Source organism: Saccharothrix algeriensis, from assembly GCF_016907655.1.
Lineage (GTDB): Bacteria > Actinomycetota > Actinomycetes > Mycobacteriales > Pseudonocardiaceae > Actinosynnema > Actinosynnema algeriense.
Genome location: NZ_JAFBCL010000001.1, coordinates 3,261,365 through 3,286,596, shown reverse-complemented (window position 1 = coordinate 3,286,596; position 25,232 = coordinate 3,261,365). Strand labels below are relative to the sequence as shown.

Here is a 25,232-nt window from a genome sequence, read left to right as displayed (position 1 = left end):
TCGCGCTGGACGGCCGGTTCACCCCCGCCGCGCTGACCGCCGTGCTGGAGCGGCTGTGCGCCCCGCTGGGCCTGACGCACCGCGGCGCCCGGCTGGTGAAGTTCACCTCGAACGCCGTGTTCGACCTCCCGGCCGACCGGGTCGTCGTGCGGATCGTCGGGTCGATGGCCCTGGGGCACCGGGCCGAGAAGGTGGTCCGGGTCGCCCGCTGGCTGGCCGACCACGAGGTGCCCGCGGTGCGGTTGGTCGAGCGGTTCCCGCAGCCGCTCGCCGTGGGCGGGCACCTGGCGACGGTCTGGCACACCGTGGACTCCGGCGGCCCGCCGGTCGACGGCCGCGACCTGGGCCTGCTGCTGCGCCGCCTGCACTCCCTGCCCCCGCCCCCGTTCGAGCTGCCGCGCTGGTCGCCGCTGGACGACGTGCGCCGGCGCATCGCCGACGCCGAGGAGCTGTCCACTTCGGACCGCGAGTTCCTGGAGGAGCGGGTGGCCGCCGCGGAGCGGCGGCTGACCGACCTGCCGACCGACCTGCCGGAGGGCGTGCTGCACGGCGACGCGCACCTGGGCAACCTGATCCCCAGCCCCGACGGGCCGGTGCTCTGCGACTTCGACTCGACCAGCATCGGGCCCCGCGAGTGGGACCTGAGCACCCTGCCGGTGGGCGTGGCGCGCTTCGGCCACCCGGTGCGCTGGTACCGGCAGCTGGCGCGGGTGTACGGGTTCGACGTCACGCGGTGGCCGGGCTTCGCGGTGCTGCGGGACGTGCGGGAGCTGAAGCTGACGACCAGCGTGCTGCCGATCCTGCGCAGCCACCCCGACGTGCGCGGTGAGCTGCGCCGACGGCTGGCCGCCCTGCGCGCCGGCGACACCACGACGCCGTGGACCCCATACCGCTGATCCCGGTGCGGTGGGGGAACGAACGGGTAACGCCCGGACCGCCGGGCGCGACTCACGGGGTGACGGGGTGCACGGGGGTGCGGTGAGGTGCGCGTGATCGGTCGGCTGGTGGGCGCCCGGCGTCGGCGCGCGAAGCGCGCGCTGGAGGCCGCGCGGGTGCTGGACGGGATCGTGGACGCCGGGCTGCCCCTGCTGGCGGCCCTCGGCGAGGAGCGCCGCCGGCGCTCCGCCGACCACCTGGCCGAGCTGGTCGGGCTCGCCCGGGACTACCGCTGCTTCGCGCGCGGCTGGATCGACGCGCAGGAGCTGGACCGCCGCGGTCGAGCGGCGGTGGCCAGGCTGGCCGCGCTCCGCGCGGACCCGACGGCGAGGCTGATCAACGACTGATCCGTTCGGCGCAGTTCACCGCACCGGACGGTCCGCTCACCGACAGGGCCTCAAGTCGGCCGGTGTTCCTCCAACGGGTGAACCACCTCGCGTCGGCGGCCCGCGGCGCACCGCGCCGGCTCAGGCGACGGGGGCCCGGGACAGGACGACCGCCAGGCCGAAGGCCACCCCCATGACGGCCAGCTCGAACGCCGCCCACCCCACGATCGCCGTCGCCCGGTGCCGCGCGATGTGCGGCAGCAGCCGCCAGCGGATGGCGGCGCCCAGCAGCGCCAGCAGCCCGGCGCAGCCGACCTTGCCCAGCAGGATCAGCCCGTAGGACGTGGTGAACAGCGAGCCGGGCAGCCCGACCACGGGGTTGAGGGCCAGTTCCAGCACGCCGTTGAACAGGCCGGTGACCGACACCAGGACCAGGCTGATCGTCGCCAGCCGGGAGAACTTCGGCAGCGCCTCCGCCAGCAGCCCGCGCCGGTGGGCCACCAGCACGACCAGCGCGCCCAGGCCGCCCGTCCACGCCGCCGCGCCCAGCACGTGCAGCTCCATCGAGATCATGGAGTAGTCGTGGTACTCCCAGTTCGAGGCGTGGCCCGTCACCGGCAGCGGGAGCAGGCCGAACATGGAGACCAGGACGCGCAGCTCGGCGGGCACGGACTCGCCCCGGCGGACGGCCAGGGCGCCGATCCCCAGGTAGGCCAGGGCGCACACCGCGCTGAACAGCAGCCCCTGGCCCGCGCCGACCCGCTGCACGTAGTCGACCACCGAGCCCGGGGTGACGGCCACGTCCGGGCGCGTCTCGTACGCCCGGATGACGATCGACAGCAGCGCGGTGAGGGCCCAGACCGCCGCGGCGACCACCGCGGCGGGCCGCGCGAGGCGCAGCACCGGCTCGGTCAGGTGCGGCCGGTCGAAGCCCAGCAGCTTGGGCAGCAGGCTCAGGCCCACCACCGCCGTCGCGGACAGGTCGAGCAGGGTCCGCACCAGGGGTTGGGCGAACCCGACCACCACACCCGGTTCGGTCACGCCGACCGCTTCCGGCGTGGTCGACAGCCCCAGGCCCAGGAACACGCCGGCCGCCCCGCCCGCGAGCAGGACGCCGGCGACCCAGGGCCGGGAGGTGGGGGTGGTGGTCGGGTGCGCGGTCATCGCCCGCCGGCCTCCTTGGTCCCGCCGCGCAGCGCGAAGTACACGCCGCCGCCGAGCAGCACCACCGCGCCCGCGATCCAGACCCAGATCGGCACCCCGCCGCCGTCCCCGTCGGTGGACGCCTGCGCGGCGGTGGTGGGCGGCGCCGGGGTGCCGGTGCCGGCCTTCGTGGTGGTGAACTTCAGGTTCCCGGTCACGGAGTGGCCGTCCGCCGACAGGATGCGGTAGCCGACGCTGTACTCGGCCGCCGGTCCCAGGGGGCGCACGGCGAAGGTCACCGAGTTGTCCTTGACGGTGGGCTCGCCGTCGGCCTCCCAGCGGGTGTCCTCCGGGCCCTTGACGGTGATGGTGTTGAACTTCTCACCGGCCTGCACCGGCTGGTCGAAGGTCAGCGTGATCTGCGCCGGCCCCGTCTCCAGGGTCTGCCCGTCCTTCGGGTCGCTGCTGACCAGCACGTTGTGGGCCAGGGCGGGACCGGCCGCGACCAGTGCCGCGCCGCCCGCCAGGAGGCAGGCCAGCAGGAGCGTGAGCGCGCGCCTCATGCCGACGGCTTGCCGGTCGCGCGGCGCGACCGCAGGACCGCGCCGACGGCGAGGCCGAGGCCGAGCGCGCCGACGGCCAGCCCGGCGCCGCCCAGCCAGCGGGCGGTGTCGTCGGTCGCGGCCGGGGCCGCGTGGTCGTCGGAGCCCTCCGCGGCGCCGGAGCTCTCGCCGTGGTGGTCGTCGCCGTCCTTCTTCGGGACCAGGTTGAGCACCGGCGCGGGGTGCTGCGGCTCCTCGGCGCCCTCGGCGGGCGGCGGGGTGTTCCAGTCGACGACCTCGCCGCTGTCGTAGGTCTGCTTGGTCGGCAGGACCAGCTTGTCGGTGTTGTCCGGCAGCGGGCCGATGGACAGGTCGAACTCGTTGAACTGGCCGGGCTCGATGCGGACGCCGGGATCCGCCGTCCACACGACCGAGCGGACCGCCTCGGTGACCTCGCGGCCGTGGACCTGCACGGGGGTGTCGAGCTTGCCCTTGATCGCCTCGACCTTCCAGCCGGGCGTCGGCCGGGTGCTGACCGACGCGAGCGGGTACTCCGCGGGCAGGGTCAGCTCCAGCTTCACGGTGCCGTTCTCGGGCCGCTCGTTGGGCACCCGCAGGGTGACCTTGGTGTAGCCGCCCTGCACGGCGTCCTTCGGGGTGGACGCGGTGACGTGCGCGGACGCCGGGCCCGCCGTGCCCAGCGCGAGGACCGCGGCGGCGGCCAGCACGGCGCCGCCCTTGGCGAGGGTGCGCACGCCAAAACGATTTGTCGACATGGAATTGTCGCTCCTGAACTACCAGAGGGGGTGTGGGTCGCCTTGCCTTCAGGTGATCAGGACCGGGGGCGGGCCCCTTCGACCGTTCACCCGCCGCAGGAGCACGGCGGTCGGCGCGTCCGGGCCCGGTGGCGCCGTCGGCGGGGGGGTCGCGTGCGCGGTGGGGACGAAGGCGCACAGGACCGGCACCAGTCGGGACACGGCGGTCGACACCGCGGTGGACACGACCGTCAGGGCGCTGTCGGCGCGGGCCAGCAGCAGCCCGGTGAGCAGCGCCGCCACCACGTGGGCGGCGGTCATGGCGACCGGGCTGAAGCCCAGCCCCGGCCCGTCGGCCACGTGGTCGCCCAGGCTGAGCAGCGCGTGCTGGCCGACCTGCGCCGCGCCGAGCACGGCCAGGATCGCCCACGGGCTGCGCCCCCGGTCGGCCAGGGCGGTGCCGACCAGGGCGGTCAGCGCGGTCAGCGGCAGCGCGGGCGCGAACTCCGTCGGGTCGCCACCGGCGGCCCCGTGCGCGGCCACGCTGAGCGCCGCGGACGTCACGGCCAGCAGCGCGGCCCGCGCGAGGCGGGTCGGCGCCGGACGTCTGGTCATGCACGCAGCGTAGGAGACCCTTGCCCGAAGGTGTGAGACACCGTCGGTGAAGTGGGGTTTGCCCTACTCCGGACGGAGGTAAGGGTTAGGCGTGACGACCCCTCACCGGCGCATCGAACAGCCCCTGCCAGGCGAGCCGCAGCCGGGCTCCGACGGGGTGGACGCCGATCTCGCGAGGCGCACCGACCCGTACGTCTTCGGCGTCGCGGCGGTGGTCGCGCTGGTCTTCGTCGTCTGGGGCGTGCTCGGGACCGACTCCCTCGCCGCCGCCTCCCGCACCGCCCTGGGCTGGGTCATCACCAACCTGGGCTGGCTGTTCGTGCTGCTCGCGTCCGGGTTCGTGGTCTTCGCGCTGTGGCTCGGGCTCGGCCGCCACGGCCGCGTCCGGCTCGGCCGCGACGACGAGCGGCCCGAGTTCCGGACGGTGTCCTGGGTCGCGATGATGTTCAGCGCGGGCATGGGCATCGGCCTGATGTTCTACGGCGTCAACGAGCCGCTGTCCCACTTCGTCGAGCCGCCGCCGGGCACCGCGCCGGGCGGCACCGACGAGGCGCTCCAGACCGCCATGGCCACCACCCTGTTCCACTGGACCGTGCACCCGTGGGCGATCTACGCCGTCGTCGGGCTCGCCATCGCCTACGGCAGCTTCCGGCGCGGGCGCAGCCAGCTCATCAGCGCGGCGTTCGCGCCGCTGCTCGGCAGGCACGCCGCCGGGCCCGCGGGCCGGGCGATCGACGTGCTGGCGATCTTCGCGACCCTGTTCGGCTCGGCCGCGTCGCTCGGGCTCGGCGCGCTCCAGATCGGCAGCGGCCTGTCGGCCGTGGGCTGGAGCGCCGGCGAAGCCGTCCTGGTGGGGATCATCGCCGTGCTGACCGCGGTGTTCGTCGCGTCGGCCGTGTCCGGGGTGGCCAGGGGCATCCAGTGGCTGTCCAACACCAACATGGTGCTGGCCGTGGTGCTCGCGGCGTTCGTGTTCGTGGTCGGCCCGACGGTGTTCGTGCTCAACCTCGTGCCCGCCGCGATCGGCGACTACTTCCGCGACCTGGCCGACATGGCGGGGCGCACCGCGGCCTCCGGCGGCGACGCGGCGGAGGCGTGGCTGTCCGGGTGGACCATCTTCTACTGGGCGTGGTGGATCTCGTGGACGCCGTTCGTCGGCATGTTCATCGCCCGGATCAGCCGGGGCCGCACCATCCGGCAGTTCGTGGCCGGGGTGATCGGCGTGCCCAGCGCGGTGAGCCTGGTCTGGTTCTGCGTGTTCGGCGGCGCGGCGATCCAGGCGCAGCGCGACGGGGCCGACCTGGCCGGCCGGTCCACGCCGGAGGGCCAGCTGTTCGCGCTGCTCGACCGGTTCCCGCTCGCGGCGGTCGCCGGCGTGGTGGTGATCCTGCTGGTGGCGATCTTCTTCGTGTCCGGGGCGGACGCGGCGTCGGTGGTGATGGGCACGCTGTCGCAGCGCGGGTCCATCGTGCCCGCGAAGGGCGTGGTCGTGTTCTGGGGCGTGCTGACCGGCGCGATGGCGGCGGTGATGCTGCTGGTGGGCGGGTCGGACGCGCTGACCGGGCTGCAGAACCTGACGATCATCGCCGCCCTGCCGTTCGCGCTGGTCATGGTCGGCCTGTGCGTGGCGCTGGCTCGCGAACTCAATACTTATGGCCGCTGCTCCGCAGACGGCGGCTCGGCCGCCGGGGAGTCGGTAGGTCGCGACTGATTTTTTCGCGATCGAAGAGCGTGATCGCGAAAAAATGAGTCGCGACCTACCGACGCGGCCTCGCGGGTGGGCCTACTGGAGTGGCCCGAGGGTGGGGGTCGTGGGGAGTGGGGCCGTGGGGGTGGGGTGGCCGTGGGGGGTACTGGGGGTGGGGTGGGGGTTACCGGGGTGGGCGGGGGACGCCCAGGCGGGAGAGCAAGTCGGCTTCCAGGGTGTCCAGGTCGGTGCTCACGGCGCGGTGGGCGGCTTTGCGGCGGGCGGTGGGCATCCGCTCGGACGCGCGCACCGCCGCCGCCAGCTTGCCGAGCCGGGACTCGGTGGCCTCCACGTAGGCGCGGTCCTGCGCGCGCAGCTCCTCCAGCGCCTGGGCGAACCCGACGATGCGGGCGTGCAGGCGGGCGCCCCGGCCCGAGTACCGCGTCAGCTCGTCCACCGGCACGCCCAGCCGGCGCGCCCGGTAGTGGTCGTAGCGGTCGCCGACCAGCGCCGCCGCGCGCGCCGCCAGCGGCGCGACCACCGGGATCAGCGCGGGTGCGACGACCTTGGCCACGCCCACCAGGTTCCTCGCCCTGCCCGGCGTGAAGCGCTTGCCCCGTTCGCGTGCCATCGTCGCGCCACCTCCTGCCCGCACCCTAGAGGTCGGCGCGGGGTCCTGCACGGGTGATCCACTCCAGTGCATCAGGTTGCCGGCACAAGCGCCGGTGCGGCGGCATACCCTTCTGCCGTGACTTCCCAGGTGCAGCTGGACGCCGGCGTGGTCACTCGTTGCCGGCGGCGGGTGCACCTCGAACACGATCCAGCCATGCGGGACGCCCCGAAGGCGACCCCGGACCCGACCGGCCGGCTGCGCAAGGCCGACGCCACCGACCACCGCCGCGCGGTCGCGGCGGCCCTCGGGCGGGCCGTCGGCTCGGAGCTGCTGGAGGTGCCGCAGGACGTGCCCGGCGCGGACCGGGAGCGCGCCACGGCCGCCGCGATGCGGGCCGGCGCGCGGTTCATCTGGGGCGCGGCGCTGCCCCGCGACGAGCGCGGCGGGCGGCGCGGCGGGATCGACCTGCTGGTCCGGGCCGACACCGGGTACGTGCCGGTGCTGGTGGTGCGGCACAAGGTCACCGACCCGGGCGCGGGCGCGCGCACGTCGCCGCTGGCGGACCCGCTGCCCGGCGGCGCGCGGGTGGACCCGCTGCGCAAGGTGCGGCCCCAGCCGCGCGACCAGCTGCGCCTGGCGCACGCCCAGCGGCAGCTGCAGGCGGCCGGGCTCGCCGCCGCCGGCCGCTCCTACGGCGGCGTCGTCGGGATGGACGGCGACGTGGTGGTGTGGCACGACCTGGACGCGCCCACCTGGCCCGGCGGGCGCACCGCCCTGGGCGAGTACGACTCGCGGTTCTCCGACCGGCTCGCGGTGGCGTCGGCGGCGGCGACCGGCGCGGACCCGCTGGCCCGGCCGTCCCGGATCGTCGAGTGCCGCAGCTGCCCGTGGTGGCCGGTGTGCGAGGTGGACCTGCGCTCGGCGCGGGACGTGAGCCTGGTGGTGCGCGGCGAGGACGCGGTGGCGCTGCGCAAGGCGGGCGTGGCCACCGTGGACGACCTGGCGGCGCTGGAGCCGTTCGGGGAGCCGGTGCTCCCGCTGGTGGGGATGCCGTACCCCGACGCGGTGGTCCTGGCGCGGGCCTGGCTGCGCGACCTGGCGGTGGTGCGGCGCGCGCCGCGCCTGGACGTGCCGCGCGCCGACGTCGAGGTCGACGTCGACATGGAGAGCTTCGGCGACCTCGGCGCGTACCTGTGGGGCTGCCTGCTGTCCGGGGCCGACGTCGGCGAGGAGCCCGGCTACCGGGCGTTCGCGACCTGGGACCCGCTGCCGTGCGACGACGAGGCGCGGTCGTTCGCCGAGTTCTGGGGCTGGCTGTCCGGCGTGCGGCGGCGGGCGGGGGAGCGCGGCCTGACCTTCCGCGCCTACTGCTACAACGAGCTGGCGGAGAACCGGTGGCTGCTCGGCTCGGCGGAGCGGTTCAAGGGCCGGCCGGGCATCCCGACCGCGGCGCAGGTGCGGGAGTTCATCTCGTCGGACTCGTGGGTCGACCTGTTCGGGATCGTGCAGGAGCAGTTCCTGTGCGCCCACGGCAAGGGCCTGAAGACGATCGCGCCGGTGGCCGGGTTCACCTGGCGCGACCCGGAGGCGGGCGGCGAGAACTCGATGCGCTGGTACCGCGACGCGGTCGGGGCGGACGGCGCGCCGCCCGAGGCCGGGCAGCGGCGGCGGCTGCTGGAGTACAACGAGGACGACGTCCGGGCCACCCACGCGCTGCGCGAGTGGATGACCTCGGACGCCATGGCCGCCCTGCCGTTCGCCGGCGACCTCTAGCCGGGGCCGGCGCGGCCCCCGCCGCCGGGGGTCAGCGCGGGGCCATGCGCAGCGCGCCGTCCATGCGGATGACCTCGCCGTTGAGGTAGTCGTGCTCGACGACGGCCACGGCGAGCCGCGCGTACTCGTCGGGCAGCGCGAGGCGCTTGGGGAACGGCACGCCGGCCGCCAGCCCGGCCCGGAACTCCTCGGACACGGTGGCCAGCATCGGGGTGTCCACGATGCCCGGGGCGATGGTCATCACCCGCACGCCCACCGAGGACAGGTCGCGCGCCGCCGGCAGCGTCATGCCGACGACCGCCGCCTTGGACGCGGCGTAGGCGACCTGGCCGATCTGGCCGTCGTAGGCGGCGATGGACGCCGTGTTGACCACGACCCCGCGCTGGCCGTGCTCCAGCGGCTCGGTGCGGCCCATCGCCGCCGCCGCGAGCCGCAGCACGTTGAACGTGCCGACCAGGTTGACGTCGATCACCTTGCGGTACAGGTCCAGCGGGTGCGGGCCGGACTTGCCGACGGTCCGGGCGGACGGGCCGATGCCGGCGCAGTTGACGGCGATCCGCAGCGGCCGGTCGGCGGCGGCGGCGTCGACCGCGGCCCGCACGTCCTCCTCGGAGGTCACGTCGGCGGCCAGGTACGTCACACCGGCCACGGGCTCCGCGTCGTCCACGCGGATGTCCAGGGCGAACACCGCCGCGCCGCGGGCGGCCAGCGCCCGCGCGGTCGCGTTGCCCAGCCCGGACGCGCCACCGGTGACGATCGCCGCGGTTCCCTCGATCTGCATGCCACACCCTCCATCGCCCAGCGACACTGCCGGGTCAGGAGGTTAACGGTCGTTCAGCTACCGGTGGTCGGAGAAGTGCAGCAGTGCGACCAACGGCACGGCCGCCAGCAGGGCCAGACCCGCGAACAGCAGCATGATCAGGACGAGTTCCACGCCCCCCACGATGCCGGTGCGGGCGGTGGTCCCGCGTCCGCCGCGAGTGGTGTTCCCGCCTCCCCCCAGGGGACTACCTTCCTCACTCTCCGCATACAACTCCCGTTCCACCCGCGGCCAACTTCGGCTGCGACCGTGGCGTCATGTTCGTCCGACGGATCGCGGTCGTGGGAACGGGGTACGTGGGCCTGACGACGGGGGCGTGCCTGGCCTCGCTCGGTCACCGGGTCGTGTGCGCGGACGTGGACGCGCTGAAGGTCGCCCGGCTGCGCGCCGGGCAGGTCGACATCCTCGAACCCGGCCTGACCGAGCTGGTCGCGGAGGGCCAGGCGGCCGGGCGGCTGGCGTTCGTGGAGGGCGCGCGGGCGGCGGTGGCGGACGCCGAGGTCGTGTTCCTGTGCCTGCCGACGCCGATGGGCGCGGGCGGCGCGGCCGACCTCTCGGCGGTCGAGTCCGTGGCCCGCGACCTGCGCGAGGTGCTGCCCTACGGGACGGTCGTGGTGTGCAAGTCGACCGTCCCGGTGGGCACGTCCGCGCGGGTGGCGGTGCTGCTCGGGCGCGAGGACGTCGCCGTCGTGTCGAACCCGGAGTTCCTGCGCGAGGGCAGCGCCGTGCGCGACTTCCTGCACCCGGACCGGATCGTGGTCGGGGCGGACTCGCCGCAGGCCGCCGAGCGGGTCGCGGCGCTGTTCGCGAAGCTGGGCGCGCCGACCGTGCTGATGGACGCGGCGAGCGCCGAGATGGTCAAGTACGCGGCCAACTGCTTCCTGGCGATGAAGCTGTCCTACGTCAACGCGGTCGCCGAGCTGTGCGAGCTGGTCGGCGCGGACGTGTCGGCGGTCACCGCCGGCATGGGCCACGACCGGCGCATCGGCCAGTCGTTCCTGCGGCCGGGGCCGGGCTGGGGCGGGTCCTGCCTGCCCAAGGACACCCACGCCATGGTGCGCATCGCGGAGTCGGTCGGCGTGGACTTCGCGCTGGTGAAGTCCACCATCGAGACCAACCGGCGGCAGCAGCTGCGGGTCGTGGGCAAGGTCCGGGACGCGGTCGGCGGGACGCTGGCCGGCGCGCGCGTCGGCGTCCTCGGGCTGGCGTTCAAGGCGGGGACGAACGACCTGCGCGACTCGCCCGCGCTGGCCGTGGCCGAGCTGCTGGCGCTGGAGGGCGCGGAGCTGGTCGCCTACGACCCCGAGGTCCGGCAGCCGCTGGTGGGCGTGGCCGTGGTGGACGACGCGCTGTCCGCGGTTCGGGATGCCGATGCGGTCGTGGTGCTCACCGAGTGGCCCGAGTTCCGGACCCTGGACTGGGCGCGGGTCGCGCGGGCGATGGCGGGCGCGGTGGTGCTCGACACCCGCAACCACCTGGATCCCGACGCCCTGCGCCGGGCCGGTCTGGAGCTGCGCGGCACGGGGCGCCGGGAAGCCGCCCCGACGGCCTGAGCGGGCCGCCGCCCATCAGGACACGATTCACTTAGCCGGGTTAACGAAAGGTGGGACGTCCACGTAGGTTGTCCGCGTGTTCACTACCCGTCCGGAACTCGTCGGCACCCACGGGATGGTCGCTTCCACGCACTGGCTCGCCTCCGGCGCGGGCATGGCGGTGCTGGAGGACGGCGGCAACGCCTTCGACGCCGCCGTCGCGGCGGGCTTCGTGCTGCAAGTGGTGGAACCGCACCTCAACGGGCCCGGCGGCGAGGTGCCCGTCGTGTTCGCGACCGCCGGCGGGGCCGCGCCGCGCGTGCTGTGCGGGCAGGGCGTCGCGCCGGCCGGGGCGACCACCGCGCACTACCGGGACCTCGGCCTGGACCTGGTGCCCGGCAGCGGGCTGCTGGCGGCGACCGTCCCCGGCGCGTGGGACGCCTGGCTGACCCTCCTGCGCGACCACGGCACCAAGTCGCTGCGGGACGTCCTCGGCTTCGCCATCGGGTACGCCCGCGACGGCTTCCCGGTGCTGGACCGGGTGACCGCGACCATCGAGACGGTCGCCGACCTGTTCCGCGAGCACTGGGCGTCGTCGGCGGCGCTGTGGCTGCCGGGCGGCCGGGCGCCCCGGCAGGGCTCCCGGTTCCGCAACCCCAAGCTCGCCGACACCTGGGAGTGGCTGCTGGCCGCCGGCGAGGCCGCCGGGGCCGACCGCGAGGCGCAGATCGAGGCCGCGCGCCGGGCGTGGTCGCAGGGGTTCGTGGCCGCGCAGGTGGACCAGTTCTGCCGGACCGGGTTCCGGGACGACTCGGGCCGCACCCACGCGGGCGTGCTGACCGGGCAGGACATGGCCGACTGGCGGGCGACCTACGAGGACGCGGTCACCGCCGACTTCGGCGACTGGACCCTCGCCAAGGTCGGCGCCTGGTCGCAGGGCCCGGTGCTGCTGCAGCAGCTGCGGCTGCTGGAGGGCTTCGCGGACCGGCTGTCCTACGCGGACGGCGTGCCGACCGCGGAGACCGTCCACCTGGCCGTGGAGTGCGCCAAGCTGGCGTTCGCCGACCGCGAAGCCTGGTACGGCGACAGCGGCACGTCCGACGGCGACGTGCCGCTGGACGCGCTGCTGTCGCGCGAGTACGCCGAGGCCAGGCGCGGGCTGGTGGGCGCGACGGCGTCGGCGGAGCTGCGGCCGGGCTCGCCCGGCGGCCGGGCGCCGCGGCTGGCCCGGCACGTGCTCGCGGGCGGTCCGCGCACCGGCGACCTCAGCGGCGGCGGCGCCCTCGGCGAACCGACCGTCTCGCGGACCGGCGCGGTCAAGGGCGACACGGTGCACGTCGACGTCGTGGACCGCTGGGGCAACCTCGTGTCGGCCACGCCGTCGGGCGGCTGGCTGCAGTCGTCGCCGACCATCCCGTCGCTCGGGTTCTGCCTGGGCAGCCGGGCGCAGATGTTCTGGCTGGACGAGGACCTGCCCAACTCGCTCGCGCCGGGCAAGCGGCCCCGGATCACGCTGTCGCCGTCGCTGGCGCTGCGCGACGGGCAGCCGGCGGTGGCGTTCGGCACGCCCGGCGGCGACCAGCAGGACCAGTGGCAGCTCGGGTTCTGGCTGGCGCACACCGTCGGCGGGCTGAACCTCCAGGAGGCGATCGACTCGCCGATGTGGCACAGCAACGCGTTCCCCAGCTCGTTCTACCCGCGCGGGTGGACGCCCGGCGAGCTGGTGGTGGAGTCGCGGCTGGGCGAGGCGGCGATCGCGGACCTGCGGGAGCGCGGGCACTCGGTGCTCGTCCCCGGGCCGTGGGCGCTGGGGCGGATGTCGGCGGTGGCCCGCGACGCGCGGGACGGCCTGCTGCGCGGCGCGGCCAACCCGCGCGGGAACCAGGGCTACGCCGTCGGCCGCTGATCCCGGCGGTCGCGCGGGACGGAGCCGGGTTGGTCGCGTGAGGTGGAGCCAGGCCGGTCGCGTGGAGCGGAGCCGGGCTGGTTGCGCGAGGTGGGGCCGGACCGGTCGCGCGAGGCCGTGGCGCGTCGCCGGGGCGAGCGGGGCGGGACCGAGCCGGTCGTGCCGAGTCGCGGCGCTCAAGGGCACGCTCGGACCGGTCGTGCCGAGTCGCGGCGCGCCGCCCGCGGAGCGCGACCGGACCTCGCGGACGGGGGTTGGAACGGCCCCGGCCCGAGGGGGAGGGGGCCGGGACCGTTCCGGATCGTGGGGGCGCTGCCCGCTCGCGCGGGCGCCGCGCCCGGTGCGCTAGCCGGACCCGGCGCGGCCCCGTCGCCGGGGCGGGCGGCCCGCGGGCCGGTCGTCCGTGAAGTGCATGGGCGGAAACTTTCGCGGTTCGGCCTCCGGATCAAGCCGGTCAATCCCTCCGGGTGGAGTTCTTCACCCGGCCCGGTGGCTCGGCCGTGTCGTGCCGTCGGGTCCTGCGGCCCGGTGATCCGGCGGCCTGGGACCGCCCGCCTGCGGGGCGGTCGCGCACGTGGTCGAGCCGCCGCGCGCCGGCGCGCGGCGGCTCCTGGTCGAGGGCGCCGATCCGGTGGGGCCGCCGCCCACCCCGGGCGGGGCGACGCGGCTCGCGCCGGGCGTCACGCGGCGGCCGGCCGCGGGCGGGGACCGCCCCCCGTCCGCCCGTCGGCCCCGCCGCCGCGCGCGTGAGCCGGGTGATGGCGAAACGGGCCGTGCAGAACCGGGCACAACCGGTGGCGCTCGCTCGCGAATCGGGTTCGATGCGCCCGCGACGCCCATAACCCGACTGTATGGGCAATTGTTATAGCCCCGGCCACGGGTGGTATTGCGGGTATTGGTCGCACATTATCCGGGGCCTCGACAAGGGTGCATATTCTCGTCACGGAAAGCGAGGAAGGGCCCGAAGAATGGCACGGAGGGTGATCACGCGGACGAGCCCCGCGCACTCGCGCGGGGCTGGGGTGGTGCCGGGGGAGGTCAGGCGATGGCGCCCGGCGGCAGCTTCAGCTTGAACGGCAGCGTCGTCACGACGGCCAGGTCGGAGGCCGTCCGCTTCATCAGCGTCGGCGCGTTGCGGGCGCCCGGCTCGGGCAGGTCGAGCAGCCGGTCGACCGCCTCGACGAGCGGGCCCTCGTAGATCCAGACCGCCTGCGCGGCCCGCGTGCTGTCCCGCACCGCGGGCAGGCGCCCCGCGCGGGCCTCCGTCTCGGACCAGAACAGGATCGAGTCGATGAAGCCCCGGCGCTGCTTGAAGGCCATGATCCGGTCGAGCTGCCCGCCCTCGTCCCGCAGGTGGAGGAACTGGAAACCGCTCTCGCGGAGCTCGATGACCTTGCTCAGTGCGAGATCCATGACGCACCTACCTCTGTTGTGAGGTCCCCTAGCAGGTACCGGTCGCCCATGCGACCCGAAAAGGATCGTACGGCAACCGCACAATCCCCCATAGGGTCTAGGTGGAAGTCGTTGTGCCAAAGCAACGGCGATCCCGGGGTGTTTTTGATGCGCACCGCAGGACCTGAACGGTGCGCAGTGAAAATGCGACCGCTCCCAAGGTGACCAGGCTCACAGCAAGCCACATCCGGGTCTCCACTCGGTCGGGGCGGGAAGTCATCGGGGAGGACGCGTCGCACGGCCGACGGGTTGCCCGTGATCGCCCGGACCAACCGCCGGCGGGGGCGGCCTTGCCGGATCGGGTGAGGCCGGGCACGTCCCCGCGGCTATCCTTGCGCGGTGGCGCGTGCATTGATCACCGGTATCACCGGGCAGGACGGCCGGTACCTGGCCGAACTCCTGCACGGCAAGGGCTACGAGGTCTTCGGCCTGGTCAAGGGCCAGCACAACCCGCGAGCGGAGCTGGTGCAGCAGGAGCTGCCGTTCGTCGAGGTGGTCTCCGCCGACCTCCAGGACCTGACGAGCCTGATCGGCGCGGTCGAGCAGACGCAACCGGACGAGGTGTACAACCTCGCGGCCATCTCCTTCGTGGCGCTGAGCTTCAAGCAGGCCGAGCTGACGTCGAACGTCACCGGCCTGGGCGTGCTGCGCATGTTGGAGGCCATCCGCATGGCGGGCGGCAGCACCGACAACCCGATCCGGTTCTACCAGGCGTCCAGCTCGGAGATGTTCGGCAAGGTCCGGGAGACGCCGCAGCGCGAGACCACCCCGTTCTACCCGCGCTCGCCCTACGGCGTGGCCAAGGTGTTCGGCCACGACATCACGGTCAACTACCGCGACAGCTACGGCCTGTACGCCTGCTCGGGCATCCTGTTCAACCACGAGTCGCCGCGCCGCGGGATGGAGTTCGTCACCCGCAAGATCACCAACGCGGTGGCGCGGATCAAGCTCGGCCTGCAGGACTCGCTGGTGCTCGGCGACCTGGAGCCGCGCCGCGACTGGGGCTTCGCCGGCGACTACGTGCAGGCCATGTGGCAGATGCTGCAGCAGGACGAGCCGGACGACTACGTCATCGCGACCGGCCGGACGCACCGGGTGCGCGACTTCGTGGCCGCCGCGTTCGCCCACGCGGGCATCGAGGACTGGGAGCGCCACGTCACCCAGGACCCGAGGTTCTTCCGCCCCGCCGAGGTGGACCTGCTGGTCGGCGACGCCTCCAAGGCGCGCGAGAAGCTCGGCTGGAAGCCGGAGGTCGACTTCGCGGGCCTGGTCGCGATGATGGTCGACAGCGACCTGGCGGCGGAAGCCCGCAAGGCCGGCCTGTCGTGATCTCCTACGCGCAGAACGGCGAGGACGTCGTGCTGGCCCGGCTGTTCCACGGGCGGACCACCGGCCGGTACGTGGACGTCGGCGCGGCCGACGCGGTCCACGACTCGGTCACCAAGCACTTCTACGACCTGGGCTGGCGCGGCGTCAACGTCGAGCCGATCCCGGACCAGGCGCGCCGGCTGCGCGAGGCCAGGCCGCAGGACGTGACGCTCGCCGTCGCCCTCGGCGCGCGGGCCGGCTCCGCCACGCTGCACCTGGTCCCGGAGCGGTCCGGCTGGTCCACCCTGGACGCCTCGCTCGCCGCCGCCTACCGGGCGGAGCTGGCCGTCGAGGAGGTCGAGGTCGAGGTGCGCACGCTCGCCGACGTCCTCGACGAGCACCCCGGGCCGGTCGACTTCCTCAAGGTCGACGTGGAGGGCGGCGAGCAGGCCGTCCTGGAGGGCGCGGACTGGGCGCGCCACCGGCCGCGCGTCGTCGTGGTGGAGGCCACCGCGCCCGGCTCGCCGACCCCGGCGCACGAGGGCTGGGAGCCGCTGATGCTCGCGGCGGGCTACCGGTGCGCGCTGTTCGACGGGCTGAACCGGTTCTACGCGTCGGCCGACGACGCGGAGGCGCTGGCGGTGCTCGCCGCGCCCGCGAACGTGTTCGACCAGTACGTGCGGGCGGAGTTCGCCGACCGGCACGCGGTGCGGGTGGCCGAGATCGGCTACATCCGGCGGCTGGAGGACGCGGTGCGCGAGGCGCAGGAGGCGCGGGTCAAGGACGCCGCGCACCTGGAGGAGCTGCGGGGCGCGCTGCACGAGGCGCAGGGCCGGCTCGGCCGGGCCCACCGCCGGGTGGCGGCGCTGGAAGCGCGCCTGGTGGAGCTGGAGCACGGCTGAGCGCGGGACGCCGCGCCCGGCGGACCGCCGCCGGCGCGCCCGTCGCCGCCCGGTCGGGGCCGCCCGGTCGGGGCCGCCGTGCGCGGGACGCCGCTGACCGGGAGCCGTCTTCGCCCGTGCGGGGACGCCGCTGATCCGGGGCCGTCTTCGCCCGTGCGCGGGACGCCGTCGACCGGGAACGCGGGGGCGCCCCCCTCACGGGAGGCGCCCCCGCGCCAGGTGCGACTACTTGCGGTGGACGCCGCCGAGGTGCAGGCCCTCGCGGTAGATCCGGTGCACGCGGTCGCGCATCACCGCGCCGACCGCCTCCTCGCCGCTGTGCGCGCGGATCGCCTCCCGGGCCCGCGCGCCCATCCGCGCCCGCAGCCCCGGGCTGTCGGCCAGCCTGCGCAGCCAGGCGGCGGCCTGCGCCACGTCCGGTTCCGCCCACAGCTGGCCGGGCCGGTACCAGTCGGCGAACCGGTTGTCGTACCGGTGGTCCCGTGCGGTGATCGGCCTGATGTCGTACCCGACGGTCGCCGCCGCGCCGGGCGGCATGAAGTCGGTGTTGCCGCCGTAGCCGGTGGCCACCACCGGCTTGCCGAGCACCATCGCCTCGGCCATGCCGAGCCCGTAGCCCTCGGAGCGGTGCAGCGAGGCGTAGACGTCGCACGACGCGAGCAGCGAGTCCATCTCCGACCGGGTCAGGTCCTCGGCGATGAGCGTGCCGCCGACGGCCGCCACCGCGTCCGCCAGCGCCGTCGCCATCAGCGGGAAGATGTCCAGGTCGACCGCCTTGATCACCAGGTGCGCGCGGGCGCCGCGCTCGTGCGGCGGGAACGCCCGGCGGAACGCCTCGATCACGCCCCACGGGTTCTTCCGCGCGTCGCTGGAGGAGGAGCTGAACGTGAACAGGACCACGAACGCGTCCTCCGCCAGCCCGAACCGCGCCCGGTCCGGCGCGGCGTCGACCTCGGGCACCACGTTGGGCACCACGGTGATCGGGATGTCGGTGACGGTCCGGAACGCGTCGCCGACGAACGACGACACCACCCACAGCTCGTCCAGGCGGGGCAGCTGCACCAGGGTGTAGTCCAGGATCTCGGGCAGCTCCCACGCCCACAGCGCGATCGTGTACCGGTCGAGCGAGCCGTCCGGGATCAGCTGGAACTCGTTGAGGTTGACCATCCACAGGTCGACCGGGTAGTCCTTGCCGCCCCGCAGCTCGGTCAGCGCGCGCGGCGGCGTGACGGTCCGCACCGGCGCCCGCGAGTTGAACTCCGTGTAGGTCAGGCCCACGTCGGTGCCCAGCAGCGCCGTGCCGGCCCGCCGGAACGACTCGGACAGCCCGGTCGTGGCCCGCGTGTCGGCGAACAGGTTCACCCCCGGCGCCGAGCGCTCGACCACCTCCACCGGCTTGCGCGCGGGCCCGTCGACGGCCTCCGGCGCGTGGGCCCCGTCGGCGGCGGCCTCCAGCGCTTCCCGGTACTGGCGGGCGACCTCCGGCCAGGACGCGGCCCGGGCCACCCAGTCGCGGGCCAGCCCGCCCGCCGTCCGCGCCACCCCCGGCTCGGTGACGACCCGCTCCAGCAGCGCCGCCAGGGCCTCGGCCTCGGCGCGCGGCTCGGTCGGCACGCGCCAGCAGAACGCCTCGTCGTAGTGCCGGTTCTGCGGCAGGTCGCTGGTGATCACCGGCCGGCCCGCGCCGAACGCCCGCATCATCACCGCGCTGGTCTCGCCCGCCGTCGGCCAGCGCAGGTTCACCACCGCGTCGGTCGCGCCGATCAGCCGCTCGAAGTCGCCCTTGGCCGGGCTCAGCTCCATGCGCACCGAGTGCCGCAGCCCGTACTGCTCCAGCGCCAGCTCCACGTCGGCCAGCACGTCCGGGTAGTCCACGTGCCCCGCGATCAGCAGCCGGGCGTTCGGCCACCGCCGCCGGACCTGCGCGAACGCCAGCACCACGACCAGGATGCGCTTGATCCGGTTGAAGCCGCCGAACACGCCGAACACCACGTGGTCGTCGGTCCACCCGAAGCGGGAGCGCACCGCGGCCCGGTCGGCGTCGTCGCGGACCGGCGCGCCGGAGTTGACCACCGACACCGGCAGCCCGGGGTAGCGCGCGCGCAGCCGGTCGGCCGAGTACGGGTCGTGCACGATGACGCCGCGGCTGGCCGACACCAGCCGCCGCTCCATGGTCAGCGTCATCGCGTCCAGGTGCCGCGGCCCGTCGGCCTCGACCGCGGGCCACCCGCCGAGCAGCGCCGGGTCCTGCGGGTCGCCCCACATCGGGCCGTGCGCGAAGGCGACCTCCGCGTAGAACTCCGGCGAGCCCAGCCCGCCGTGGTAGCCCTGGGCGAAGTCCAGCAGCGAGGTGTCGTGCAGCACGACCACGCCCGGCACGGCCAGCGCCTGCCGGTAGATCCACGAGTGGACCCCCGCGTGGTTGCCCATCTGGTAGACCGGCAGCCCGCTCGCCTCGGCCGGGCCCACCAGCGGCACCGGCGCGGTGGCCCGCGCCGAGCGGGTCACCGCCGTCACGGCCACCTCGTCGGCCAGCGGCCCGAGCAGCTCGTAGGTGTAGTCCGCGATCCCGCTGCGCTCGGGCGGCAGGGGGCTCCACATGCCGACCCGCATCGTCACACCCACGCGAGCAGGTAGTACCGGCCGGCGCGCGCCGGGTCCGCGCCCGACGCCGCGGACCCGCCGTCCAGCGGGCCGGCCTCGGGGTGGCGGACCTCGACCCGGGAGAACCCGGCGACCTCGGCCAGGAACCGCAGGAACGTCGGGTGCACCGGCCGGCGCGCGAACGGGTCGACGTGAAAGTCGGCCATGCCCGGCCCGTCCGGGTCGACGGTCTCCAGCAGCAGCACGCCGCCCGGCTTGAGGGCCTGGCCCGCCAGGTCGAAGAACCGGGACAGCGCCGCCGCGTCCCGCCGCTCGGCGAACCGGAACGCCGTCACCGCGCCCAGCGACCGCTTGTCGGTGCGCGCCAGCACGTCCAGCGGGTCCGCCTCCGCCACGGCCAGGCCCAGCTCGGCGCAGTGCTTCACGACGAACGGGTTGGGCGACGCGCCGGACGCGGGCACGTCCGCCGACCGCAGCACCTCCAGCCACTCGCCGCGGCCCGGCGCCACGTCCAGCACCGGCCCGTGCGCGGCCCGCACCACCGGCAGGTGGGCGGCGCGCGCGGTGCGCGTGCGGTCCACCGGCCCGTCGAGCAGGTGCGCCACCGGCAGCTCCAGCGCCGCCGAGCGGTCCGGCGCGGCGGTGACCTCCACCTGCGGCGCGGTGGCCCGCGCCTGGTCCAGGAACAGGTCGAGCTGCGCGTGCCGCAGCCGGGTGTCCAGCGCGGCCGAGTCCAGCTCGGCCAGCCGCCGCTCGATCCGGTCCAGCCGGTCCGCGACGTCGTCGGCCGCCGTCTCCCGGTCGACCAGCCGCAGCCGCAGGTCGGTCACCTCGGTGCGGATGCCGCCGATCGCCGCGTACAGCCGCTGGTTGAGGCCGGCCATGATGTTCTGGTCGGCGGCGCGCAGCTTCTCCACCTCGCCGGCCAGGTCGTCGTCCCGCCCGCCCGCGCTGCCGCCGCCCGCGCTGCCGCCGCCCTGGCTGAGGGCGTCGACCGCGTCGCGCACCGCGAGGTTGAAGTCCACCTGCCACTTGAGCTGGCGCTTCCACAGCAGGCGCAGCAGGAACCTGCCGAGCAGGTCCCGCGAGCGCAGCGGCAGGTTGAGGTTGCGGTGCTTCTCCAGGCGGATGATGGCATCGGCCAGGCGTGCTTGCGACATGGACCGTCCAACGACAGGGGTGCGGGCGGGGGCGCCGGCAGAGCGGCTGGTCGAAGTCTAGGGCAGGCGCGGTACCGCTCGGCGCCGATCGCCGCAACCGGCCGTTCAGCGGATCGGCCTGGCCTTCAGCTCCGCGACCAGGTTGTCCACGATGACCGGGTTGAGCAGGCCCAGGGTCCCGTTGACCAGGCTGCGCTCGGCGACCTCGACCACGACGGCGGAGTTCTCGCCCAGCACCCGGCCCAGCGACCGGCCGCGGTCCGGCGCCAGCCCGCTCAGGTGCGCGATCGTCACGTCGCGGAACGCGCTGCCCAGGTACTTGGTGCTGCGGATGGTGAAGGAGTCGCCGAGCAAGCCCACCCGGGGCTGGTAGGTGCCGGGCCCGGTGGCCGTGGTCAGCCGCACCGGGGTGGTGAACTCGCGCGGCGCGTCCCGGGTCTGGTTGGTCCTGCCGTCGGGGCGGATCGCGTAGGACAGGCCGGTGGTGGTGCCGGTGCGACCGATCAGCGGCGGGAGGTCGGCCGCCGCCTGCCACGCCGGGCCCTCGTCCACCCGCCACGACGCGGTGATGCCGGGCTGGAGCGCCTCGGCGACCCGGCGGGCCATCACCACGCCGCCTTCCTCGCCCCAGTGCGCGTCGACCGGCCCGTACACGGGGGCGCCCAGCCGCTCGCCCCAGTCCTCCAGGTCCTCGCGCACGTCGAGCACGTAGTCCTCGCCGGACACGGCCGCCCAGAACTCGTCGACGACCTCGCGGTGGCACTCCCGGCCGGGCAGGTCGGCGGGCAGGTGCTCGGGGTACAGCGTCGCCTTGTCCGGCGCGACGACCACGACGAACCGGCGGCCGGACGCGGTCACCCCGTCGCGCAGGGCGCGCAGCCGCCGCACCACCTCGTCGGTGGGCACCGCCTGGTTGCAGTGGCTGGACAGCTCCTCGCCCAGGTACAGCCAGCTGCTCGTGCCCTCCACGACGTCCGGGAACGGCACCGGCGGGCGCTTGGGCCCGGGCTGCCTGCTCGTCTCGGTCGGGATCGGCGGCCCGCCCTGGTCGGCCTTCGGCCGCGCGGGCGGCTCGCCGAACACGGCGCGGCTGATGCCGTCGTAGAGCGCGATCGCCTGCTCCCGCAGCGGCAGGTGGTCGCTGGCCCAGCCCTGGAGCCGGCTGATCTCCGTGATGCCCGGGAACTCCGTCAGCGCCCGGTTCTCGAACTCGCGCGGGCGCACGCCGAGCGCGAACGCGACGGCGGGCAGCGTGAGGAACACCACCGCGCAGACCAGCGAGAGGCGCTGCGTCGCACCGTGCCGGGGGCGGTGCAGGGCGTGCTCGGAGGGCAGCAGGGACTCGTGCACCGGGGGGAGGACGGGCCGGGCCGCCTCCGGGCGGTGCTCCTCGTGGGCGGTCATCGCCGGTCCAGTATGGCTTCCACCCGGCCCAGCGCGTGGCGGATCGGGCCGGCCGCCGGGCCCAGCACCCGGCGCGCGGCGCGGACCAGCGGGGGCCGGCGCGGCGGCGCGGTGCGCGCGAGCCACGTGCGGTGGGCTTCGGCCAGCCGCTCGCGCAGCCACGCGGCGGTGGCCTCGGGCGACCGCGTGCGCAGCAGGTGCTCGCGGGCGGCGAGGCCGCGGCGGTGGGCCTCGACCGGGTCGTCGGCGATCTCCCGCAGCGCGGTCGCGGCGGCGTCCAGGTCGGGGTCGGCCCAGTGGGCGTCCGGCTGGTACGGCGGCCAGCCCGGACCGACTCGGGTCGTGGTGTGCGGCACTGGCCAGCCGACGTCGGCGGTGACGAACTCGGTGGTGCCGCCGTAGTCGGTGGACACCACCGCGAGGCCCCGCATCATCGCCTCGGCCACGGTCAGCCCGAAGCCCTCGCTGCGGTGCAGGGACACGTAGGCGTGGCTGCGCGCGTACAACGCGGCCAGCTCGTCCGCGCCCAGGTAGCGCTCGACCAGCGTGATGCGCGGGTCGTCGGCGGCCATCAGCCGCAGCCGCTCGGCGGCGGCCGTGTGGAGGTGGGCGTTCGTCGACTTGACGACCAGCTCGACGTCGGTCCGGCCGGGGAACGCCCGCTGGAACGCGGTCACCGCGCCGTACGGGTTCTTGCGCCCGGCGGTGCTGTTGAAGTCGAACGCGAACAGGAAGCCGGTCGGCTCGCCCGGCCGTCGGGGGCGGTCGTGCGCCGCGGCGCGCTCGACCACGGGCACGGGCACGGTCCGCACCGGCACCGGCGAGTGCGGCTCGACGGCGCGGCGGACGAAGTCGCTGACCGTCCACACCTCGTCGACCTGGTCGAAGTGGTGCATGGCGGGCGGGAACTCCGCCAGCTCCCACGCCCACAGGCCGATCCGGTACCGGCCGTGGCCCACCTCCGGGTCGGCCTCCAGCAGGGCGCGGGTGAAGTCGCCGTTCACCGTGATCAGGCTGATCGGGTGCACCGGGCGGCCCACCGAGGCCGGCGCGGCGACCCCGGTGCGGGCGGTGCCCAGGACCGACTGCTCCTCCACCACCGACACGTGCGGGATGCCGGCCGCCGCCACCACGCCGAGCAGGACCCGGCCCATCTCGCCGATGCCCAGCTCGGCGGTGTGGTAGCCGGCGACGTTGACGCCGAACGCGGCGGTGGGCGGCGCGACCCCGCGGGGCGGCGCGGGCAGCGCCCAGGTCGGCACGCCCTCGTGGACGCCGTGCCGCGCGCACCAGTCGCGGAAACCGGGGTCGGCGGCGTCGAGCGGGTGGGGGAACGCGACGCGCAGGTCGACGCGGGACCGCCACAGGCCGTGCAGCAGGCGGTTCATCCCGGAGGCGCGCTCGGCGGGGGTGGCCGGGCTGGTGAGCCAGGCCCGGAACGCGCCGCCGTCGCCGTCGAACGGGTGCGGCGGCGGGTCCACCGGGCGGGCGCCCAGCGGGTCCGGTTCGGCGGCGGTGCGCAGGGCGTCCCTGACCACCGCGCGCATCACCGGGGTGATCGGCTCGGCGTCCGCCCCGAACGCGTCGAACGCCGAGCGGGCGGCGGTGCGCGGCGCGGCGGCGTAGACCTCCCGCCAGCCGGGGTGCTCGGACAGCAGGACGCGGTCGTGGCCGCGGGCGGCCAGCCAGGGCTGCTCGGGGTCGTGGCCGGTGAAGTCGACCAGCCGGGCGGCGGAGGGCTCGCGCTCGTGCAGGTTCCAGGCGGCCACGCCGAGCCCGGGGTCGCGCGCGACGTGGTGGGCGAACAGGGCGGCGGCGTCGGCGGCCCAGCCCCGCGGGGTCTCGGCGAGCAGGTCGGCGCGGGTGCGGTCGGCCCAGAAGTCGACGAACCCGGCGGCGTCCCGGCCGACCGCGACGAAGTTCTCGGTGAACCCGCCGACGTGCCGCGGGTGGCGGCCGTCGTCGGGCAGCGGGGCCAGCAGCCGGGGCACGAGCGTGAGGCCGGCGCCGAAGTCGGGCAGCGGCCCGCGGACCGCGGTGCCGGCCGCGAGGTGCACGACGAGGTCGTGGGCGCCGAGCAGGCGGCGGACCAGCAGCGGCGCGGCGGCCCGGACCAGCTCGGCGGCGGTGCCGCAGGTCGCCATCAGGAAGTACTCGTCGGCCGGCGTCCCGAGGTCGCCCGCGGCCAGGACGGTGACCCGCCCCGGCGCGAAGCGCGGCTCGCGCGCGGCGTCGGGCGTCGGGCCCGGTGCGACCGGTCCGGCGCCGGGGGTCGCGCCCCCGGGCCCTCCGGGCGCGGTCCAGGCGTCCGCGACCAGGACGACGAAGGCGTGGTCGGGGTGGTGGTCCAGGTAGGAGCGGGCCAGGGCGCTCGCCGCGCCCGGCCCGCCGCCGACTACTACCGTGCTCGCCGCGACCCGCCGGTCAGGCATCCGCGGCGAGTTGTTCGAGCTGGTCCTTGAGCACCTGGTCGAAGGTCTTCGCGATCTGCGCCGCGTCCTTGCCCGCCACCTGCACGCGGACCACGACGTCCTTCGACACGTAGTGCGCGCGCACCGCGCCGAGGTTCTCGCCGTTCGGGGCGACCTGGAACGCCGTCACGCCCGTCGGCACGGTGCCGGTGTAGGGCTCCATCTTGAACTTCGACTGCAGCACGCCCAGCGCGTCCCGGGCGGTCTTGGCCTCGACCGCGCCGTTCGTGCGCACCGTCAGGACCTGGGTGAAGATCGAGCCGCCGGTCACCACGGAGCCGCCGAGCCGGCAGCGCCCCGCGCCGGCCGCCTCGAAGGCCGCGTTCTCGTCGGCGGTGAGGAGCTTCGCGGACACGACGTCGGCGAAGTTCTTCACGCCCGACTGGTCCTGCGACACGCCGGGCAGCTTCGCGACCTCCAGGCCGTCCTTGGGCTTGGTGGTCGTCGTGGTCGGCGCGGCGCTGGCGGTCTGACCGGTGGTCTGCGCGGCCTGCCCGCCACCCGAACCGGCGGTGAAGAACCAGATGCCGCCGCCGACCAGGGCCAGCACCACCACGATGCCGACGATCGCCAGCCACTTCTTGCCGCCGCCGCCACCGCTCTCGTCGAACACCTCGGGACCCTGGGCGATCCAGCTCGGCGACTGCTCGCCGACCACGCCGAAGCCCTGGTCGTTGCCCCACGGCGGCGTGTTGACCGGCGGGCCGCCGCCCCAGCCGCCCTGCTGGGGCGGCGGCGGCAGCTGGTTCGGGTTCGGGTTCGGCGGGGGCGCGACCGGGCGCACGTACTGGGTGCGGTCGGCGTCGCCGCCGCGCCGGCCGGGGACCACCTGGGTGGCGTCCGGGTTCGGGTTCTGCGGCGCCGGCGGCTGGCCGGTGTTCACGACCTGCGTCGCCTCCGGGTTCGGCGGTCCGGGCTGGGACGCCTCCCACCGGAACGGCGCGCCGAACGGGCCGTTGCCCTGCTGGGGCTGCTGCTGCTGCTGCTGCGGGCCGGCGCCCGAGGCGGAAGCCAGGAGCTCGTCACGACGCTTGCGGTACTCGTCGGCGCTGATCCGACCCTCCGCCAACGTCCTGTCCAGCTCCGCCAGGTCCTCTTGCCAGGCCATCCGCCCCTCCAAAGTCGCACGCGACCGCCATTGTGGCCTATGCCCCGGCGGGGGTTTCGGGCATCCGGCACTTGTGATGCTGTCGTTGCCGTCACCCCTCCGCACCCTCCCGGCACCAGTGCGGTTTCCTGCTGCATGTGGAGCAATGCGCACGGCTGGTCGGACTAACGCCTGA

Annotated in this window: 20 protein-coding genes; 8 read left to right on the top strand and 12 right to left on the bottom strand. The window is 75.2% G+C overall.

From position 1 onward, the window contains the following. Positions 1–5 precede the first annotated feature (5 nt). A complete protein-coding gene (locus JOE68_RS14910; protein ID WP_204846109.1) occupies positions 6–896 on the top strand; it encodes an aminoglycoside phosphotransferase family protein in 891 nt (296 codons plus the stop codon). 87 nt (positions 897–983) lie between these two features. Further along, the gene (locus tag JOE68_RS14905; RefSeq protein ID WP_307819691.1) at positions 984–1,283 is read left to right on the top strand and encodes a hypothetical protein; all 300 of its coding nucleotides are present in this window, start codon (positions 984–986) and stop codon (positions 1,281–1,283) included. A 120-nt stretch (positions 1,284–1,403) separates the two neighbouring features. Here JOE68_RS14905 and JOE68_RS14900 read toward each other — a convergent pair whose 3' ends face one another. From JOE68_RS14900 to JOE68_RS14885, 4 genes are read right to left on the bottom strand one after another with little or no spacing between them, the layout of a single operon-like run. Further along, positions 1,404–2,426: a CopD family protein gene (locus JOE68_RS14900; protein WP_204842943.1), complete on the bottom strand. Its 1,023-nt coding sequence runs from the start codon at positions 2,424–2,426 to the stop codon at positions 1,404–1,406. After that, positions 2,423–2,968, bottom strand: a complete 546-nt coding sequence (locus tag JOE68_RS14895; RefSeq protein WP_204842942.1) for a copper resistance CopC family protein — start codon at positions 2,966–2,968, stop codon at positions 2,423–2,425. The genes JOE68_RS14900 and JOE68_RS14895 overlap by 4 nt, the downstream gene beginning before the upstream one ends. Continuing rightward, complete coding sequence (locus JOE68_RS14890; RefSeq protein ID WP_204842941.1) at positions 2,965–3,723, bottom strand: YcnI family copper-binding membrane protein; 759 nt, start codon at positions 3,721–3,723, stop codon at positions 2,965–2,967. Before JOE68_RS14890 ends, JOE68_RS14895 begins: the two co-directional genes overlap by 4 nt. A gap of 48 nt (positions 3,724–3,771) precedes the next feature. Then, on the bottom strand, positions 3,772–4,317 hold the full coding sequence (locus tag JOE68_RS14885) for a hypothetical protein (protein ID WP_204842940.1): 546 nt from the start codon (positions 4,315–4,317) through the stop codon (positions 3,772–3,774). A gap of 91 nt (positions 4,318–4,408) precedes the next feature. Between JOE68_RS14885 and JOE68_RS14880 the strand changes: the two genes are divergently transcribed. Then, complete coding sequence (locus JOE68_RS14880) at positions 4,409–6,028, top strand: BCCT family transporter (RefSeq protein WP_204842939.1); 1,620 nt, start codon at positions 4,409–4,411, stop codon at positions 6,026–6,028. A 160-nt stretch (positions 6,029–6,188) separates the two neighbouring features. Here the strand turns inward: JOE68_RS14880 and JOE68_RS14875 are convergent, their stop codons facing one another. After that, positions 6,189–6,635, bottom strand: a complete 447-nt coding sequence (locus tag JOE68_RS14875; protein WP_204842938.1) for a DUF6474 family protein — start codon at positions 6,633–6,635, stop codon at positions 6,189–6,191. Between the two features lie 117 nt (positions 6,636–6,752). On the opposite strand from JOE68_RS14875, the gene JOE68_RS14870 reads away from it, so the two are divergent. Next, on the top strand, positions 6,753–8,390 hold the full coding sequence (locus tag JOE68_RS14870; RefSeq protein ID WP_204842937.1) for a TM0106 family RecB-like putative nuclease: 1,638 nt from the start codon (positions 6,753–6,755) through the stop codon (positions 8,388–8,390). A 31-nt stretch (positions 8,391–8,421) separates the two neighbouring features. Here JOE68_RS14870 and JOE68_RS14865 read toward each other — a convergent pair whose 3' ends face one another. Beyond that, complete coding sequence (locus JOE68_RS14865) at positions 8,422–9,171, bottom strand: SDR family NAD(P)-dependent oxidoreductase (RefSeq protein WP_204842936.1); 750 nt, start codon at positions 9,169–9,171, stop codon at positions 8,422–8,424. 296 nt (positions 9,172–9,467) lie between these two features. On the opposite strand from JOE68_RS14865, the gene JOE68_RS14860 reads away from it, so the two are divergent. After that, positions 9,468–10,763 (top strand): UDP-glucose dehydrogenase family protein, encoded by a 1,296-nt coding sequence (locus JOE68_RS14860; RefSeq protein ID WP_204842935.1) that lies wholly within the window; start codon positions 9,468–9,470, stop codon positions 10,761–10,763. A 76-nt stretch (positions 10,764–10,839) separates the two neighbouring features. Next, positions 10,840–12,648, top strand: coding sequence for a gamma-glutamyltransferase family protein (locus JOE68_RS14855; protein WP_204842934.1), 1,809 nt, complete (start codon positions 10,840–10,842; stop codon positions 12,646–12,648). A 1,038-nt stretch (positions 12,649–13,686) separates the two neighbouring features. Here the strand turns inward: JOE68_RS14855 and JOE68_RS14850 are convergent. After that, positions 13,687–14,061, bottom strand: a complete 375-nt coding sequence (locus tag JOE68_RS14850; RefSeq protein ID WP_204842933.1) for a hypothetical protein — start codon at positions 14,059–14,061, stop codon at positions 13,687–13,689. 378 nt (positions 14,062–14,439) lie between these two features. Between JOE68_RS14850 and gmd the strand changes: the two genes are divergently transcribed. After that, the gene (gene gmd, locus JOE68_RS14845; RefSeq protein WP_204842932.1) at positions 14,440–15,429 is read left to right on the top strand and encodes a GDP-mannose 4,6-dehydratase; all 990 of its coding nucleotides are present in this window, start codon (positions 14,440–14,442) and stop codon (positions 15,427–15,429) included. Beyond that, complete coding sequence (locus JOE68_RS31820; RefSeq protein WP_204842931.1) at positions 15,426–16,310, top strand: FkbM family methyltransferase; 885 nt, start codon at positions 15,426–15,428, stop codon at positions 16,308–16,310. Before gmd ends, JOE68_RS31820 begins: the two co-directional genes overlap by 4 nt. 225 nt (positions 16,311–16,535) lie before the next feature. Here JOE68_RS31820 and JOE68_RS14835 read toward each other — a convergent pair whose 3' ends face one another. The 5 genes from JOE68_RS14835 to JOE68_RS14815 form a co-directional block, all read right to left on the bottom strand. Continuing rightward, positions 16,536–18,923, bottom strand: a complete 2,388-nt coding sequence (locus tag JOE68_RS14835) for a glycosyltransferase family 4 protein (protein WP_204846107.1) — start codon at positions 18,921–18,923, stop codon at positions 16,536–16,538. A 2-nt stretch (positions 18,924–18,925) separates the two neighbouring features. Next, complete coding sequence (locus JOE68_RS14830) at positions 18,926–20,074, bottom strand: methyltransferase domain-containing protein (protein WP_204842930.1); 1,149 nt, start codon at positions 20,072–20,074, stop codon at positions 18,926–18,928. Between the two features lie 105 nt (positions 20,075–20,179). Further along, positions 20,180–21,478, bottom strand: a complete 1,299-nt coding sequence (locus JOE68_RS14825; RefSeq protein WP_204842929.1) for an alginate O-acetyltransferase AlgX-related protein — start codon at positions 21,476–21,478, stop codon at positions 20,180–20,182. Next, positions 21,475–23,910 carry a glycosyltransferase family 4 protein gene (locus JOE68_RS14820; RefSeq protein ID WP_204842928.1) on the bottom strand — a complete coding sequence of 812 codons (2,436 nt, stop codon included), beginning with the start codon at positions 23,908–23,910 and terminating at the stop codon, positions 21,475–21,477. Before JOE68_RS14820 ends, JOE68_RS14825 begins: the two co-directional genes overlap by 4 nt. Beyond that, on the bottom strand, positions 23,903–25,057 hold the full coding sequence (locus tag JOE68_RS14815; RefSeq protein WP_204842927.1) for a hypothetical protein: 1,155 nt from the start codon (positions 25,055–25,057) through the stop codon (positions 23,903–23,905). Before JOE68_RS14815 ends, JOE68_RS14820 begins: the two co-directional genes overlap by 8 nt. Positions 25,058–25,232 lie beyond the last annotated feature (175 nt).